Source organism: Janthinobacterium sp. PAMC25594 (assembly GCF_019443505.1).
Taxonomy (GTDB): Bacteria; Pseudomonadota; Gammaproteobacteria; order Burkholderiales; family Burkholderiaceae_D; genus Janthinobacterium.
In genome coordinates this window covers 5,205,663-5,222,217 of record NZ_CP080377.1, presented here as the reverse complement: position 1 = coordinate 5,222,217, position 16,555 = coordinate 5,205,663, and the positions used below count along the sequence as shown (strand labels likewise).

The 16,555-nt window shown below is 62.9% G+C and carries 12 protein-coding genes; 6 read left to right on the top strand and 6 right to left on the bottom strand.

Annotated features, from left to right (window positions below; genetic code table 11):
• Positions 1 to 63: 63 nt before the first annotated feature.
• The 3 genes from lpdA to aceE form a co-directional block, all read right to left on the bottom strand.
• Positions 64 to 1,848: a dihydrolipoyl dehydrogenase gene (gene lpdA / locus KY494_RS23425; RefSeq protein WP_219888412.1), complete on the bottom strand. Its 1,785-nt coding sequence runs from the start codon at positions 1,846 to 1,848 to the stop codon at positions 64 to 66.
• A 10-nt stretch (positions 1,849 to 1,858) separates the two neighbouring features.
• The gene (gene aceF / locus KY494_RS23420; RefSeq protein ID WP_219888411.1) at positions 1,859 to 3,508 is read right to left on the bottom strand and encodes a dihydrolipoyllysine-residue acetyltransferase; all 1,650 of its coding nucleotides are present in this window, start codon (positions 3,506 to 3,508) and stop codon (positions 1,859 to 1,861) included.
• A gap of 94 nt (positions 3,509 to 3,602) precedes the next feature.
• The gene (gene aceE, locus KY494_RS23415; RefSeq protein ID WP_219888410.1) at positions 3,603 to 6,299 is read right to left on the bottom strand and encodes a pyruvate dehydrogenase (acetyl-transferring), homodimeric type; all 2,697 of its coding nucleotides are present in this window, start codon (positions 6,297 to 6,299) and stop codon (positions 3,603 to 3,605) included.
• A gap of 507 nt (positions 6,300 to 6,806) precedes the next feature.
• On the opposite strand from aceE, the gene folD reads away from it, so the two are divergent.
• The 5 genes from folD (at position 6,807) to KY494_RS23390 (ending at position 12,096) form a co-directional block, all read left to right on the top strand.
• Positions 6,807 to 7,652, top strand: a complete 846-nt coding sequence (folD, locus tag KY494_RS23410) for a bifunctional methylenetetrahydrofolate dehydrogenase/methenyltetrahydrofolate cyclohydrolase FolD (RefSeq protein ID WP_141170504.1) — start codon at positions 6,807 to 6,809, stop codon at positions 7,650 to 7,652.
• A gap of 135 nt (positions 7,653 to 7,787) precedes the next feature.
• A complete protein-coding gene (locus KY494_RS23405; RefSeq protein WP_219888409.1) occupies positions 7,788 to 9,857 on the top strand; it encodes a M3 family metallopeptidase in 2,070 nt (689 codons plus the stop codon).
• An 8-nt stretch (positions 9,858 to 9,865) separates the two neighbouring features.
• The gene (locus KY494_RS23400) at positions 9,866 to 10,291 is read left to right on the top strand and encodes a DNA polymerase III subunit chi (RefSeq protein WP_219888408.1); all 426 of its coding nucleotides are present in this window, start codon (positions 9,866 to 9,868) and stop codon (positions 10,289 to 10,291) included.
• Complete coding sequence (locus KY494_RS23395) at positions 10,288 to 10,653, top strand: hypothetical protein (protein ID WP_219136648.1); 366 nt, start codon at positions 10,288 to 10,290, stop codon at positions 10,651 to 10,653. Before KY494_RS23400 ends, KY494_RS23395 begins: the two co-directional genes overlap by 4 nt.
• Positions 10,654 to 10,953: 300 nt before the next feature.
• Positions 10,954 to 12,096 carry a branched-chain amino acid ABC transporter substrate-binding protein gene (locus KY494_RS23390; RefSeq protein ID WP_071075745.1) on the top strand — a complete coding sequence of 381 codons (1,143 nt, stop codon included), beginning with the start codon at positions 10,954 to 10,956 and terminating at the stop codon, positions 12,094 to 12,096.
• Here KY494_RS23390 and KY494_RS23385 read toward each other — a convergent pair.
• Positions 12,089 to 12,991, bottom strand: a complete 903-nt coding sequence (locus KY494_RS23385; protein WP_219888407.1) for a LysR family transcriptional regulator — start codon at positions 12,989 to 12,991, stop codon at positions 12,089 to 12,091. The two genes, KY494_RS23390 and KY494_RS23385, sit on opposite strands and share 8 nt — an antisense overlap.
• Before the next feature lie 91 nt (positions 12,992 to 13,082).
• On the opposite strand from KY494_RS23385, the gene KY494_RS23380 reads away from it, so the two are divergent.
• The gene (locus KY494_RS23380; protein ID WP_219888406.1) at positions 13,083 to 14,090 is read left to right on the top strand and encodes an NAD(P)H-binding protein; all 1,008 of its coding nucleotides are present in this window, start codon (positions 13,083 to 13,085) and stop codon (positions 14,088 to 14,090) included.
• Between the two features lie 21 nt (positions 14,091 to 14,111).
• Here the strand turns inward: KY494_RS23380 and KY494_RS23375 are convergent, their stop codons facing one another.
• Both KY494_RS23375 and ilvD read right to left on the bottom strand, forming a co-directional pair.
• Complete coding sequence (locus KY494_RS23375) at positions 14,112 to 14,423, bottom strand: c-type cytochrome (protein WP_092713693.1); 312 nt, start codon at positions 14,421 to 14,423, stop codon at positions 14,112 to 14,114.
• Positions 14,424 to 14,646: 223 nt separating this feature from the next.
• Positions 14,647 to 16,518 (bottom strand): dihydroxy-acid dehydratase, encoded by a 1,872-nt coding sequence (gene ilvD / locus KY494_RS23370; protein WP_219136645.1) that lies wholly within the window; start codon positions 16,516 to 16,518, stop codon positions 14,647 to 14,649.
• Between the last annotated feature and the right edge of the window lie 37 nt (positions 16,519 to 16,555).

Genomic DNA, 16,555 nt, shown 5'->3' with positions numbered 1-16,555 from the left:
GGGAAATAAAAAACCCCGCAATCGCTTGCGGGGTTTTTAGTATTACGACACAGCGCTACAACATCAGCGCTTGCGCGGCGGCGGCAAGTCCGTGCATACGCCTTCGTACACTTCAGCAGCCATACCGATCGACTCGCCCAGCGTCGGGTGCGGGTGGATGGTCTTGCCGATGTCGGTGCCGTCGCAGCCCATTTCGATGGCCAGCGCGATTTCACCGATCATGTCGCCCGCATGCGTGCCGACGATGGTCCCACCGATGATGCGGTGCGTTTCCGCATCGAACAGCAGCTTGGTGAAGCCTTCGGCGCGGCCGTTGGCCACGGCGCGGCCGGAAGCTGCCCAAGGGAAGTGGCCCTTCTCGACCTTGATGCCCTTGGCTTTCGCTTCATCTTCCGTGATGCCGGCCCATGCCACTTCCGGGTCCGTGTAGGCGACCGACGGGATCACCTTGACGTCGAAGTGCGACTTCTGGCCGGCGGCGGCTTCCGCTGCCACGTGGGCTTCATGCACGGCCTTGTGCGCCAGCATCGGCTGGCCGACCAGATCGCCGATGGCGAAGATGTTCGGCACGTTGGTGCGCATCTGGCTGTCGACGTTGATGAAGCCGCGGTCGGTGACAGTCACGCCGGCCTTGTCGGCGGCCAGCTTCTTGCCGTTCGGGCTGCGGCCCACGGCGACGAGCACCAGGTCATAGATTTGCGGCGCCGGCGCCGTGGCACCCGCTTCGGCCGCTTCGAACGTGACCTTGATGCCTTCCGGCAGCGCTTCCACCGCGACCGTCTTGGTCTTGGTCATGATGTTGTCGAAGCGCTTTTCATTGAACTTCTGCCACACCTTGACCGCGTCGCGGTCCGCGCCCTGCATCAGGCCATCCATCATTTCGACCACGTCGATGCGCGCACCGAACGTGGAGTAAACGGTCGCCATTTCCAGACCGATGATGCCGCCGCCGATGACCAGCATGCGTTTCGGGATCTGGCGCAATTCCAGCGCGCCCGTCGAATCGACGATGCGCGGGTCTTCCGGCACGAAGGGCAGTTTCACCACGGACGAACCGGCGGCGATGATGGCCTGCTTGAACTGCACGACTTTTTTCGTGCCGTCGCCTGCCGTCACTTCGATGTGGTTCGCGGAGAGGAACTGGCCCACGCCCGTCACCACTTGCGTCTTGCGCGCCTTGGCCATGCCGGCCAGACCGCCCGTCATGTTCGAGATCACGCCTTCCTTGTACTTGCGCACCTGGTCGATGTCGATCGTCGGCTTGGCAAACGTCACGCCCGTGTTGGACATGTGCGCCGTTTCATCGATGACGGATGCCACGTGCAGCAGCGCCTTCGACGGGATGCAGCCCACGTTCAGGCACACGCCGCCCAGGGTGGCGTAGCGCTCGACGATGACGGTGCTCAGGCCCAGGTCGGCCGCGCGGAACGCCGCCGAATAACCGCCAGGACCGCCGCCCAGCACCATCATGTCGACATCGATGTCGACCTGGCCGCTGTAATTACCGGCCGGGATGGCGGCAACGGCCGCAGGGGCCGCAGCGGCTGCCGGAGCGGCTGCGGCAGGCGCAGGAGCGGCCGCTGGCGCAGCTGCGGGAGCAGCGGCGCCTTCAGTCGCTTCCACCACCAGCAGCGCGCTGCCTTCGGCGATCTTGTCGCCGACCTTGACCTTGATTTCCTTGACCACGCCCGCGTGGGTCGATGGAATCTCCATGCTGGCCTTGTCCGATTCGACCGTGATCAGGGACTGGTCCACCTTGATGGTGTCGCCCACCTTGACCATCAGTTCGATGACTTCGACTTCCTTGAAATCGCCGATATTCGGTACTTTTACCTCTACTGTGCTCATCAATCGCTCCTTACAGCAGAATTTTGCGCATGTCGGCCAGGACTTCGCCGAGGTACACGGAGAATCGCGCGCCCATCGCGCCATCGACCACGCGGTGGTCGTAGGACAGCGAAGTGCCCATCATCAAACGCGGCTGGAAGGCCTTGCCATCCCATACCGGCTTGATCGACGCTTTCGACAGACCGAGAATCGCCACTTCCGGCGCATTCACGATAGGCGTGAAGTGCGTGCCGCCGATGCCGCCCAGGGACGAAATCGTGAAGCTGGCGCCCTGCATGTCGGCCGGTTTCAGCTTGCCTTCGCGCGCCTGCAGCGACAATTCCGTCATTTCGCGGGCGATTTGCGAGACCGACTTCTGGTCCGCACCCTTGATCACGGGCACCACCAGGCCATTCGGCGTGTCGGCCGCGAAGCCGATGTTGTAGTACTGCTTGAGGATCAGGTTCTCGCCCTTGGCGTCGAGCGAGGCGTTAAACGCGGGGAATTTCTTCAGCGCGGCGACGGAGGCCTTGATGACGAAGGCCAGCATGGTCAGCTTGGCCGCATCCTTGTTCTTCGCGTTGGCCGCGTTGGTGTCGACGCGGAACGCTTCCAGGTCCGTCACGTCCGCTTCGTCGAACTGCGTGACGTGCGGGATCATGACCCAGTTGCGGTGCAAATTCGGGCCCGAGATTTTCTTGATGCGCGACAGCGGCAGCAATTCGGTCGTGCCGAATTTGCTGAAGTCCAGCGACGGCCATGGCAGCAGATCCAGGCCCACGCCGGAACCGCCTTTGGCAGCGGCTGGAGCATTTGGCGCGGCAACGGCGCCCGACATCACGCCCTTGACGAAATTCTGCACGTCTTCCTGGGTGATGCGGCCCTTCGGACCGGAACCGCCGACCAGCGCCAGCTCCACGCCCAGTTCGCGCGCGAACTTGCGGATCGAAGGCGAGGCGTGCGCCAGCTTGCCATTTGCGGCAGGCGCGGCGGCAGGTGCCGGGGCAGCGGCGACCGGCGCCGAAGCGACGGCGGCGGCTGGCGCGGCCGGGGCAGGCGCGGCGGCCGGTGCAGCAGCGGCAGCAGCGGCGCCGCCGGTCGTTTCCACCACCAGTACCAGACTACCCTTGGCAACCTTGTCGCCAACCTTGACCTTCAATTCCTTGACGATACCGGCGTGGCTCGATGGGATTTCCATGCTGGCCTTGTCCGATTCGACCGTCAGCAGCGACTGCTCGACGGCGATCGTGTCACCGACCTTGACCATCAGTTCGATGACTTCGACTTCCTTGAAGTCGCCGATATCGGGCACGGTCACTTCGACCAGACCGCCGGCGGCTGGCGCAGGGGCGGCGGCAGGTGCTGCTTCAACAACTGGCGCGGCTGCCGGTGCAGGCGCAGCGGCGGCTGGCGCAGGTGCCGATACCGGGACCGAGGCGTCGTCCGCCACTTCCAGCAGCAGCACCAGCGAACCTTCGGCGATCTTGTCGCCCACATTGACTTTCAATTCCTTGACGACACCGGCGTGGCTCGATGGAATTTCCATGCTGGCCTTGTCCGATTCGACGGTAATGAGGGACTGGTCGACCTTGACCGTGTCGCCCGGCTTGACCATCAGTTCAATGATCTCGACTTCCTTGAAATCGCCGATATCCGGGACTTTGACTTCCACAATGCTCATAGCTTGCTCCGTTATTTTATTTGTCAGATGGACCCGCACACACGCCAGGGCGGCGCTTTCGCACCGCCCTGGCATCATCGGGTCCGCACAACGATTACTGGGTCACCGGATTCGGTTTGTTCGCGTCGATGCCGTACTTGGCGATCGCCTGCTCCACCACCGACACGTCGATCTTGCCTTCGTCAGCCAGCGATTTGAGCGCGGCCACGGTGACATAATAACGGTTCACTTCGAAGAACTCGCGCAGCTTGGCGCGGCTGTCCGAGCGGCCAAAGCCATCGGTACCGAGCACTTTGTAGGTGCGGCCCTTCGGCATGAAGGCGCGGATCTGTTCTGCAAACGCGCGCATGTAGTCGGTCGTGGCGACGATCGGGCCGTCCGTGTCCTGCAACAGTGACGTCACGTACGGCACGCGCTGCTGTTTCGACGGGTTGACCATGTTCCAGCGTTCCGCATCCTGGCCATCGCGGGCCACCAGGGTCAGCGACGGCGCCGACCACACGTCCGCAGCCACGCCCCAGTCGTTGGCAAGCAATTCGGCGGCGAAGATCGATTCGCGCAGGATGGTGCCGCAGCCGATCAGTTGTACGCGCAGCTTGGCGTCAGCTTTGCCTTCCTGCAGCTTGTACATGCCTTTCAGGATGCCTTCTTCCTGGCCTGGCTTGATGCCTGGCTGGGCGTAGTTTTCGTTCATGATCGTGATGTAGTAGAACACATCTTCCTGGTTGGCGATCATGCGGCGCAGGCCGTCCTGGATGATGACGGCGACTTCATGGCTGAAGGTCGGATCGTACGGCATGCAGGTCGGGATGGTCGCGGCGAAGATATGGCTGTGTCCATCTTCGTGCTGCAAGCCTTCGCCGTTCAGGGTCGTGCGGCCGGCCGTGCCGCCCATCAGGAAGCCGCGGGCGCGCATGTCGGCCGAAGCCCATACCTGGTCGCCGATGCGCTGGAAGCCGAACATCGAGTAGAAGGTGTAGAACGGGATCATGATGCGGTCGTTGGTCGAGTACGACGTCGCCGCGGCGATCCACGAGCTCATGCCGCCCGCTTCGTTGATGCCCTCTTGCAGGATCTGGCCGGCCTTGTCTTCGCGGTAGTACATGACCTGGTCTTTGTCGACCGGCTCGTACAACTGGCCTTTCGGGTTGTAGATGCCGATCTGGCGGAACAGGCCTTCCATGCCGAAGGTACGCGATTCATCAACCAGGATAGGCACCACGCGCTGGCCCAGGTTCGGGTCTTTCAGCAGGGTCGAAATGACGCGCACGAACGCTTGCGTGGTGGAGATTTCACGGCCTTCCGGCGTCGCTTCCAGCACGTTCTTGAACGCGTCCAGGCCAGGCACGGGCAAGGTTTCTTCCGACTTCTGGCGGCGCTGCGGCAGGTAGCCACCGAGGGCCTTGCGGCGCTCGTGCAGGTAGACCATTTCCGGCGCGTCATCGGCAGGCTTGAAGAACGGGATGTCGGCCAGCTTGTCGTCAGGGATAGGCAGCGAGAAGCGGTCGCGCATTTCGCGGATGGCTTCGTCGTCGAGTTTTTTCGTCTGGTGCGCCGTGTTGCGCGCTTCGCCGGACTTGCCCATGCCGTAGCCCTTGATGGTTTTCACCAGCAGGACGGTCGGCTGGCCCTTGTGTTCTTGGGCGATCTTGAAGGCCGCGTAGATCTTGTGCGGATCGTGGCCGCCACGGGTCAGGCGCCAGATGTCGTCGTCGGTCATGTTGGCTACCATTTCCAGCAGCTTCGGATGCTTGCCGAAGAAGTGCTTGCGCACGTAGGCGCCATCCTTGGCCTTGTAGTTCTGGTATTCGCCGTCGACGGTTTCCATCATCACGCGCTGCAGGATGCCTTCTTTATCTTGCGCCAGCAGGGCGTCCCAGCCCGGACCCCAGATGACCTTGACGACGTTCCAGCCGGCGCCACGGAATTCGCCTTCCAGTTCCTGGATGATCTTGGTGTTGCCGCGCACAGGGCCGTCCAGGCGCTGCAGGTTGCAGTTGACCACGATGACCAGGTTGTCGAGCATGTCGCGTGCGGCCAGGCCGATCGCGCCCAGGGATTCCGGCTCGTCCATCTCGCCATCGCCGCAGAAGGCCCAGATCTTGCGGTTGTCGGTCTTGGCGATGCCGCGTGCGTGCAGGTACTTCAGGAAGCGCGCCTGGTAGATCGCCATGTGCGGGCCCAGGCCCATCGACACGGTCGGGAACTGCCAGAAGTCCGGCATCAGCTTCGGATGCGGGTACGAGGACAGGCCCTTGCCGTCGACTTCCTTGCGGAAGTTCAGCATTTGCTCTTCGGAGAGGCGGCCTTCGAGGAAGGCGCGCGCGTATACGCCGGGCGAGGAGTGGCCCTGGATGTACAGCAGGTCGCCGCCATGGTCGGCCGTCGGCGCGTGCCAGAAGTGGTTGAAACCGATGCCCAGCATGTTCGCCAGCGAAGCGAACGAGGACAAGTGGCCGCCCAGGTCGCCGTCGGCGCGGTTGGCCTTGACCACCATGGCCATGGCGTTCCAGCGCATCCACGAGCGCAGGCGCTCTTCGTATTCCAGGTTGCCCGGGCAGTGTGCTTCTTGTTTGGTGGGGATGGTATTGACGTAGGCGGTGGTGCTGGAGAACGGGATCTGGGCGCCACGGCGGCGGGCCAGGTCAACCATGCGCTCCATCAGGTAATGCGCGCGTTCCGGACCTTCATTTTCCAGCACGGCTTCGAGCGCGTCCAGCCACTCCTTGGTTTCCTGCATATCCGGGTCGGTGCCGATCTGTGTCGTTACCTGGTTCAGTTGAGCTGACATCTGTTGAGTCTCCTTTGTGAACGCCCCACCCCGATTTTCCGGATCGCTGTCGGACGGTATTTCGCTGATTATTTACTATTAAGTCGGTTTAGTGTGGGGATTCTAACAGCGTATTTAGTATTTTTCAAATTACGATATAGCATTTCATATTGTGAAAACACCCTATGAAATTTATGCTGCAGTGCCGCAAATTCCGCCCGGAAATTAGGATGAGCAGAGTAGCAAAATGAATCAACACCCCGGTCGCCTGCACAGGCTCCCCGGGCCAAGCGAGCCTGAAAAATGTCGAGGGCAAGGCGCGGCGACGCAGACAGTACGCCAGTACGGCAAGGAGCTGCAACGCCGCCATCGGCATTTTCTCAGGCCCGCGTTTCCGGCCCGCTGTTATTAAGCCTTGCGCTTTTAAACGCATGGCACTGCTTAACTTAACGGCTTGGCGCCAAAACCGCCCCTTTGCGCCGGCCGGCTTTATAATCTGTCTTTTCCCTCCCACACAGCCTCCCTACCATGCCAGCACAACTGATCGACGGAATCGCCCTCTCCCAAAAACTGCGCAGCGAGATCGCCACGCGCGCCGCCGCCCTCACGGCCAAGGGCACCCAGCCCGGCCTGGCCGTGATACTCGTCGGCGAAGACCCGGCCAGCCAGGTGTATGTGCGCAACAAGGTCAAGGCGTGCGGCGACGTGGGTTTCCACTCGGTGCTGGAAAAATATGAAGCGGACCTGTCCGAAGCGGACTTGCTGGCACGCATCGCCAGCCTGAACGCCGACCCCGCCATCCACGGCATCCTCGTGCAAATGCCCTTGCCCAAGCACATCAACCCGCACAAGGTCATCGAAGCGATCTCCACGACGAAAGACGTGGATGGCTATTCCGTGCTGAGCGCCGGCGAACTGATGACGGGCTTGCCCGGCTTCCGCCCGTGCACGCCATATGGCTGCATGAAACTGATCGAAAGCACTGGCGTCGACTTGCGCGGCAAGCACGCCGTCGTCATCGGCCGCAGCAACACCGTCGGCAAGCCGATGGCCCTGCTGCTCTTGCAAGCGAACGCTACCGTCACCATCTGTCATAGTGCGACCCCGGACCTGGGCCTGTACACACGCCAGGCGGACGTGGTCGTGGCCGCCGTCGGCCGCCGCAACACCCTGACGGCCGACATGGTCAAGCCGGGCGCCATCGTCATCGACGTGGGCATGAACCGCGACGATGACGGCAAGCTGTGCGGCGACGTGGATTTTGCCGGCGTGAAAGAAGTCGCCTCCCACATCACCCCCGTACCGGGTGGCGTGGGTCCGATGACGATCACGATGTTGCTGATGAACACCGTCGAAGCCGCCGAGCGCATTTAAGAGGAGCACCTGAGAAAACGTCCATGGCTGCGTTGCAGTGCCTCGCCGTACTATTCGTACTGCCTTCGGCACCGCGCCTTGCCCTGAACGTTTTTCAGGCGCTCCATATATGAAGACAGAATGGACGAACCGACGATGAATACCAATCCCCTGCTTGATTTTTCCGGCTTGCCACGCTTTGACGCGATCACGCACGAGCATGTCACGCCTGCCATCGATACCCTCCTGGAACAGGCACGCGCCACGGTGGCGCAGCTGGAAGCGCCCATGGAAGAAGTGAGCTGGGACAACTTCGTCGCGCCCCAGGACCAGATCGCCGAAACCCTGGGCCGCGCCTGGAGCATCGTCAATCACCTCAATAGCGTGATCGATACGCCCGAACTGCGCGCCGCCTACAATGCGAACCAGCCCAAGGTGACGGAGTTCTTGACCGAACTGGGCCAGAACGAAATCCTCTTCGGCAAATACAAGCAATTGCAGGCCCGCGCCGATTTCGCCAGCCTGTCGCCGGCGCGCCGGCGCATCGTCGAGAATGCCGTGCGCGACTTCCGCCTGGGCGGCGCCGAGTTGCCCGAGGACAAGAAAGAGCGCTTTGGCGCCATCCAGGAAGAGCACGCTGCCGTCTCGACGCGTTTTTCCGAAAACGTGCTCGACGCCACGAATGACTACAAGTTGCTGGTCGAGAACGAAAGCGACCTGGCCGGCCTGCCCGACGACGTGAAGGCCGCCGCGCGCGCCGCCGCCGAAAAAGCGGGCAAGCAAGGGTACGAATTCTCGCTGCACTTCCCGTCGTATTACCCGATCCTGCAATTTGCCGACCAGCGCGCACTGCGCGAAACCATCTACCGCGCCAACGCCACCAAGGCGTCGGACCAGGGCGAGGTCTTCAGCAAAAAAGAGGACTGGGACAATACCCAGAATATCGTCACCCTGTTGCAATTGCGCGACGAAGAGGCAAAACTGCTCGGCTACGCCAATTTCGCCGAAGTGTCGCTCGTTTCCAAAATGGCCACCTCGCCCGCGCAAGTCATCGCTTTCCTGGAAGACCTGGCCCAACGCGCCCGTCCGTTCGCCGAGAAAGACCTGGCCGAACTGACGCAATTCGCCAAGGAAGAACTGGGCATCGCCGAGCTGCAGGCGTGGGACGTGCCGTACGCTTCCGAAAAACTGCAGGAACGCCGCTACGCGTTCTCGGCCCAGGAAGTCAAACAATATTTCCCTGAACACAAGGTCATCGACGGCCTGTTCCGCCAGATCCAGAACCTGTTCGCCGTCGAGATCAAACTGGATACGGCGCCCGTCTGGCACCCGGACGTGCGCTTTTACCGCATCGAGCGCGACGGCAAGCTGGTCGGCCAGTTCTACCTGGACCTGTATGCGCGCGCGGGCAAGAGCGGCGGCGCCTGGATGGACGACGCGCGCGGCCGCCGTGCCGACGCGCAACACGTGCAAACGCCGATCGCCTACCTGACCTGCAATTTCACGCAGCCGGCCGTGGTCGACGGCCAGGTTCAGCCAGCGCTGTTTACGCACGATGAAGTGATCACCCTGTTCCACGAATTCGGCCACGGCTTGCACCACATGCTGACGGTGGTCGACGAGCTGGGCGTGTCGGGCATTGCCGGCGTCGAATGGGATGCCGTGGAACTGCCGTCGCAATTCATGGAAAACTTCTGCTGGGAATGGGAAGTGCTCGAACACATGACGGCGCATGCCGTCACGGGCGAGCCGCTGCCGCGCGCGCTGTACGACAAGATGCTGGCGGCCAAAAATTTCCAGTCCGGCTTGCAAACCCTGCGCCAGGTGGAGTTCTCCTTGCTCGACATGCATTTGCACTATGACTACGATGCTGGCACGGGCCAGAGCGTGCAGCAGCTGATCGACGGCGTGCGCGCCAAATTCGCGCTGATCATCCCGCCCGCCTTCAACCGCTTCCAGAATTCCTTCGGGCATATCTTCTCCGGCGGCTACGCGGCCGGCTACTACAGCTACAAATGGGCCGAGGTGCTGTCCGCCGACGCCTATGCGGCGTTTGAAGAAGCCAGGGCGCTGGGACCGGCCGCCACGACGGCGGCGGGCAAGCGCTACCTGCAGGAAATCCTGTCCGTCGGCGGCTCGCGCCCGGCGCTGGAATCGTTCACGGCCTTCCGTGGCCGCGAACCGTCGATCGACGCCCTGCTGCGCCATAGCGGCATGGCAGCTTGAAAGGCGACATGACGCGCGTCGATTTTCACAGCAACGTGCCGGACAAGCTGGCTTACGCCTGCCGCCTGGTGCGCAAAGCCTACATGGCCGGCAACAAGGTCGTCGTGCTGGTGCAAGATGACGCCCAGCTCGACGCCTTGAACAGCGCCATGTGGACCATTTCCGCCACGGATTTCCTGCCGCACGTGCTGGCCGGCGACCCGCTGGCGGCGCAAACGCCCATCATCCTGACCGATGACGCGGCGGCCGAGCTGCCGCACCACGACATCCTCGTCAACCTGTCGCAGCTGCCGCCGCCCAACTATGCGCAGTTCCAGCGCGTGTTCGAGATCGTCTCCATGGATGAACAAGATGCGGAGGCGGGCCGCCAGCGCTTCCTGCACTACCGCCAGCAAGACGTGCAGCCGACGCATTTCGTGGCGGGTAAAGCATGAACCAGCCGCCATTCGACCAGGGCATTCCCCTGCTGACGGAGGTGCTGCTGGGGCCGGAATTAGCTCCCGCCATCCCGGCAGAGCCTGCTGTACCGGCACCGCCGGCATTGCCGCCAGCGGTGGCGCAGCCCGACTGGGACGCCATCGAACAGCGGCTGACGCAGCGCATCCTGCACCAGGTGCAGGGCAAGATCGACCATCTGCTGGAAGAGCGCATCGCCCACGTCCTGCAGACGGCGCTGCAAAACGCCCTGATCGGCATGCGCGGCGCCCTGCGCGCAGACTTGCAGCAGTCGCTGGAACAGATCGTGGCGCATGCGGTGAGCCATGAACTGGGGCATTTGCATCCGCCCGCGCAGTAACTGCACGTCTGCCGTTGGCACCATTTAACCCACCGGCAAAAATCCGGGGTCAGACCCGACGGGTCTGACCCCAGCATTTACCTCCTACACCTTTCCCCCTCCCAACGCCATTCTTTGGTGCGCTCGCGCCTGCGAAACCGGTGCATCGCGCCTCACTTTGGTGATTGTTGCGACAAAATGCAAAAAGCCCCAAAAGCGGCTTTGCGCCGTCTGTTTTTTGTTGTACCGTTCTTCACACGTACCGCCATTCGAAGCGGTTTCACGAGACGCCGCCGTATCTTTATCCATTGGAGAATGTTTATGCTGCTCAAGACCAAAGTCCTTCCTCTCGCCCTCGCCCTCGCTTTTGCCGGTCATGCGGGCGCGCAGGAAATCATCAAGATAGGCCACGTCGCCCCGGTCTCTGGCGCCAGCTCCCACCTGGGCAAGGATAACGAAAACGCGGCCAAGATGGCCATCGAGGATTTGAACGCCAAAGGCTTCAAGATCGACGGCAAAGTCGTCAAATTCGTGCTGGTGCCCGAAGATGACGCGGCCGATCCCAAGCAGGGCACGGCCGTGGCGCAAAAGCTCGTCGACGCCAAGGTCAACGGCGTGGTCGGCCACCTGAACTCGGGCACGACGATTCCCGCCTCGCGCATTTACTTCAATGCCGGCATTCCGCAGATTTCGCCGGCCGCCACCAACCCGACCTACACCCAGCAAAAATTCAACACGGCCTTCCGCGTGGTGGCCAATGACAACAAGCTGGGGGGAACTTTGGGCGCGTATGCCGTGGGCAAGCTGCAAGCGAAGAAAATCGCCGTCATCGATGACCGCACGGCCTACGGCCAGGGCGTGGCGGAACAGTTCGTCAAGGGCGCCAAGAAGGCGGCGCCTGGCGTGCAAATCGTCGGCAAGGAATTTACCAATGCCAACGCGACCGACTTCAATGCCATTTTGACCAGCATCAAGTCGAAAAATCCCGACCTGATCTTCTTTGGCGGCATGGATTCCGTGGGCGGCCCCATGCTGCGCCAGATGAAGGCGCTGGGCATCAAGGCCAAGTTCATGGGCGGCGACGGCTTGTGCACGGAGCCGCTGGGCAAGCTGGCCGGCGACGCCGTGGGCGAAGACATGGTCACCTGCGCGGAAGCGGGCGGCGTGACGGGCGCGCAGCAAAAAGGCATGGACGATTTCCGCGCCCGCTACAAGCAGAAATACAATATGGAAGTGCAGCTGTACGCACCGTACGTCTACGATGCCGTGATGACCATGGCCACCGCCATGGCCGACGCGAAATCGTCGAAACCGTCCGTCTACCTGCCATTCCTGGCAAAGGTGCACTACCAGGGCGTGACGGGCCCGATCTCGTTCGATGCCAACGGCGACATCAAGGATGGCGCGCTGACGCTCTTTACGTACCGCGACGGCAAGAAAACCAAGATGGAAGTGATCAAGTAAACGGCTGTTCTGCCACGTAAGCGAGTAAACCTTCGGCCAGCGCGTCGAAGGTGGCGCGGCAGCGCAGGCTGCCGCGCAAGTCTTCATGCATGGTGACCCAGGTTTCCATCGGCAGCGAAAACGCTTGCGGCAACACGCGCCGCAGGGCCGGATCGCGCGCCGCCAGCCCCACCTGGCACACGCCGATACCGGCGCCCGCGCGTATCAGGGCCAGTTGCGCCAGGTCGCTGTCGCTGCGCCAGGCAAAGTTGTCCCGCGAAAATCCCTGAAAGACCGCAGCCGCGTTGCGCACGAAGGGGCTCGCCTCGTCGTAGCCGATGACGGCGTGTTGCGCTAAGTCAAGCAATCCGGCCGGCGTGCCATGCTGCGCCAGATAATCCGCGTGGGCATGCAAGCCCAGTTCGATCTCGCCCACCTTGCGCGCCACCAGCTGCTCCTGACGCGGGCGCAGCATGCGCACGGCGATGTCCGCCTCGCGGCGCAGCAAATCCTGCACCTTGTTGCTCAATACCAATTCGATGGTCAAGCCCGGATGGCGTACGCGCAGGCGGGCCAGTATCGGCGGCAGCACTTCCACGCCCACCACTTCGCTGACCGCGATGCGCACGACGCCGGTCACGCCCTGCCCCTGGCTGCTGGCGGCGCGCTGCATCAGGGCGGCAGTGTGCTCCATGGTCTCCGCATGGGGCCGCAGCGCCAGCGCCACTTCCGTGGGCAGCAAGCCCTGCTGGGAGCGCGTAAACAGGGTCGCGCCCAGCTCCTTTTCCAGAGCGGCGATATGCCGGCCGACGGTGGGCTGCGTGATGCCCAGCGCGCGGGCCGCGCCGGACAGCGAGCCGTGTTTCAGCACGGCCAGCAACGAACGATAGTATTCCCAGGCAATCGAGGTGGTCATGCATAAATGTATAGCTTGTACTCGATGTTCGTCAATTCCCAATTAGCCTCGCGCGGCAGATACTGGCGCCATCAACCACACGGAGGCCATGATGGAAAACACGAAAACGGTTTTGGTACTGGGCGCCACGGGCGGCATCGGCGGCGAGATGCTGCGCCAGCTATTGGCGGCGAGCTGGCAGGTGCGCGCCTTGACGCGGGGAGCAACGCCATCGCCACGCGGCGACGGCATTGAATGGCTGCGCGGCGACGCGCTGTCGCGCGCGGACGTGCTGGCGGCCGCCAAAGGCTGCGCCGTCATCGTGCACGCCGTCAACCCGCCCGGCTACCGCCACTGGGGCCGGCTGGTGCTGCCCATGCTCGACAACACCATCGCCGCGGCGACGGCCGAAGGCGCCACCATCGTGCTGCCTGGTACCGTCTACAACTTTGGGCCCGACGCCTTTCCCGTGCTGGCAGAAGAGGCGCCGCAGCACCCGCAGACGCGCAAGGGCGCCATCCGCGTGGAACTGGAAGCACGGCTGGAACGGGCCAGCACGCAGGGCGCCAGGGTGCTGATCGTGCGCGCGGGCGACTTCTTCGGCCCCCGCGCCGGCAACAACTGGTTTTCGCAGGGCCTGGTGAAACCGGGCCAGGGCGTGCGCAGCATCCTGTATCCGGGCGCGCCCGGCGTGGGCCACCAGTGGTCCTACCTGCCGGACGTGGCGCGCACGATGCTGCAATTGCTGTCCATGCGCGCCACCTTGCCCGCGTTCTCCCGCTTTCACATGGCCGGCCACTGGGACCACGACGGCCGGCAAATGACGGGCGCGATTGCCCGCGTGGTGGCACAGGCCACAGGCACGCCTCCGGCCATCCGGCGCTTTCCGTGGTGGCTGGTGGCGCTGGCGTCGCCGTTCGTGGCGACCCTGCGCGAAATGCGCGAGATGCGCTATCTGTGGCAAACGCCCTTGCGCATGGAGAATGCGCGGCTGCTGGCCGTGCTGGGGCAAGAGCCGCATACGCCGCTCGACGAGGCCGTGCGGGCGACATTGCAGGGCATGGGTAATCTGCAAAAGGCAACGGGCAAAAAAAATGCGCCGGGATTGCCGGCGCGCTGATTGCTGGTACTGCGGCACAGATTATTTCTGTGCCAGTACCCATTTGACCAAGGTGTGGGCTTCCGCCTCGCTCACTTGCGGGTTCGCTGGCATCGGGATCGCGCCCCAGGTGCCGGAACCGCCCTTCATGACTTTCGCCACGAGCTTGGCTTCCGCGTCTTTTTGACCGGCATACTTGGCCGCCACGTCTTTATACGCAGGACCCACCAGTTTCGTGCTCACCGCGTGGCAAGCCATGCAGTTTTTTGCTTTCGCCAGGTCCGGATTGGCCAATGCTGCTTGCGATGCCAGAGCCGATACGGTCAATACACTCACCAACATAAAACGTTTCATTGTCTTTTCTCCAAAGTTACTTCCTGCGGCATTTTACTGTGTTTCCGCAGATGCACCACGAGCCCAGATCAAGCGTTTCAATGTAGTAACGCAATGTAGTAGCGATTAGGCACTCATATTCTGCCCCATCTGCGCGCACCTGACCATGTTGTTTGTAAGGCGATGTAACGACAGGCGGCCCCGTGCGGTCAAACGGGGCCGGCCGTCGCACATATACAACAAATCAGCGTTTCTGCTTTTTCAGCTGCGACAGGTCGCGCACGGCGCCGCGGTCGGCCGACGTCGTCAGCGCCGCATACGCCTGCAGCGCCTGCGACACGTAGCGCTCGCGGTTGACGGGCAGCCAGGCATCGTCGCCCTTCGCTTCCATGGCGGCGCGGCGCGCGGCCAGCTGCGCATCCGTGACGCGCAGGTTGATGCTGCGCTCGGGGATGTCGATGTCGATGAAGTCGCCCTCTTCCACCAGGCCGATGGCACCGCCTTCGGCCGCTTCCGGCGAAGCGTGGCCGATCACCAGGCCCGAGGAACCGCCCGAGAAGCGCCCGTCCGTGAACAGCGCGCACGCCTTGCCCAGGCCCTTCGATTTGATGTACGAGGTCGGATACAGCATTTCCTGCATGCCGGGGCCGCCTTTCGGGCCTTCGTAGCGAATGATGACGACATCGCCCTCATGCACGGTATCGGCCAAAATCGCTGCAACAGCGGTATCCTGGCTTTCGAACACGCGCGCCTTGCCCGAGAATTTCAAAATGCTTTCATCGACGCCGGCCGTCTTGACGATGCAGCCCTTTTCGGCCAGGTTGCCGTACAGGACGGCCAGGCCGCCATCCTGCGAGTACGCATGCGCCTTGTCGCGGATGCAGCCGGTGGCGCGGTCCATGTCGACGGCGGCAAAACGCTCAGACTGCGAAAACGCCGTCTGCGTCGGCACGCCGCCCGGCGCGGCGCGGAACAGTTCATGCACGGCCGGATTGTCCGTGCACATGATGTCGTTTTGCGCGATGGCGTCGGCCAGGGTCGGCGCGTGGATCGTTGGCAAGGTCGTGTTCAAGAGGCCGGCGCGCGCCAGTTCGCCCAGAATCCCCACGATGCCGCCGGCGCGGTGCACGTCTTCGATATGGTATTTGTCCGTCATCGGCGCGACCTTGCACAGGCACGGTACCTTGCGCGAGATGCGGTCGATGTCGGCCATGGTGAATTCCACTTCCGCCTCGTGCGCGGCGGCCAGCAAATGCAGCACGGTGTTGGTCGAGCCGCCCATGGAGACGTCGAGCGCCATGGCGTTCTCGAACGCGGCCTTGGTGGCGATCGAGCGTGGCAGCACCGAGTAGTCATCCTGCTCGTAGTGGCGCTTGGCCAGTTCGACGATCAGGCGTCCCGCGCGCAGGAACAGCTGCTGGCGGTCCGAGTGCGTGGCCAGAATCGTGCCGTTGCCGGGCAGGGCCAGGCCCAGCGCTTCGGTCAGACAGTTCATCGAGTTGGCCGTAAACATGCCGGAGCAGGAACCGCAGGTCGGGCAGGCCGAGCGTTCGATTTCCGCCACGTCGGCGTCGGACACGCTGCTGTCGCCCGCCTTGATCATGGCGTCGACCAGATCGAGCTTGATGATCTTCTGCGTGCCGTTGACCACCTTGACGACCTTGCCCGCTTCCATCGGCCCGCCGGAAATAAACACGACGGGGATGTTGATGCGCATGGCGGCCATCAGCATGCCCGGCGTGATCTTGTCGCAGTTCGAGATGCAGACCATGGCGTCGGCGCAGTGGGCATTGACCATGTATTCGACGGAGTCGGCGATCAGGTCGCGCGAGGGCAGCGAATACAGCATGCCGCCGTGGCCCATGGCGATGCCGTCATCGACGGCGATGGTGTTGAATTCCTTGGCCACGCCGCCGGCCGCCTCGATTTCGCGCGCCACCATCTGGCCCAGATCCTTCAGATGCACGTGACCGGGCACGAACTGGGTGAACGAGTTGACGACGGCGATGATCGGCTTGTCGAAGTCGCCATCCTTCATGCCGGTGGCGCGCCACAGGGCGCGGGCGCCAGCCATGTTGCGGCCGTGGGTGGTGGTGCGGGAGCGGTATTGCGGCATGATGGGGTCCTTCCAAGGATGATTGATGCCTGACTGC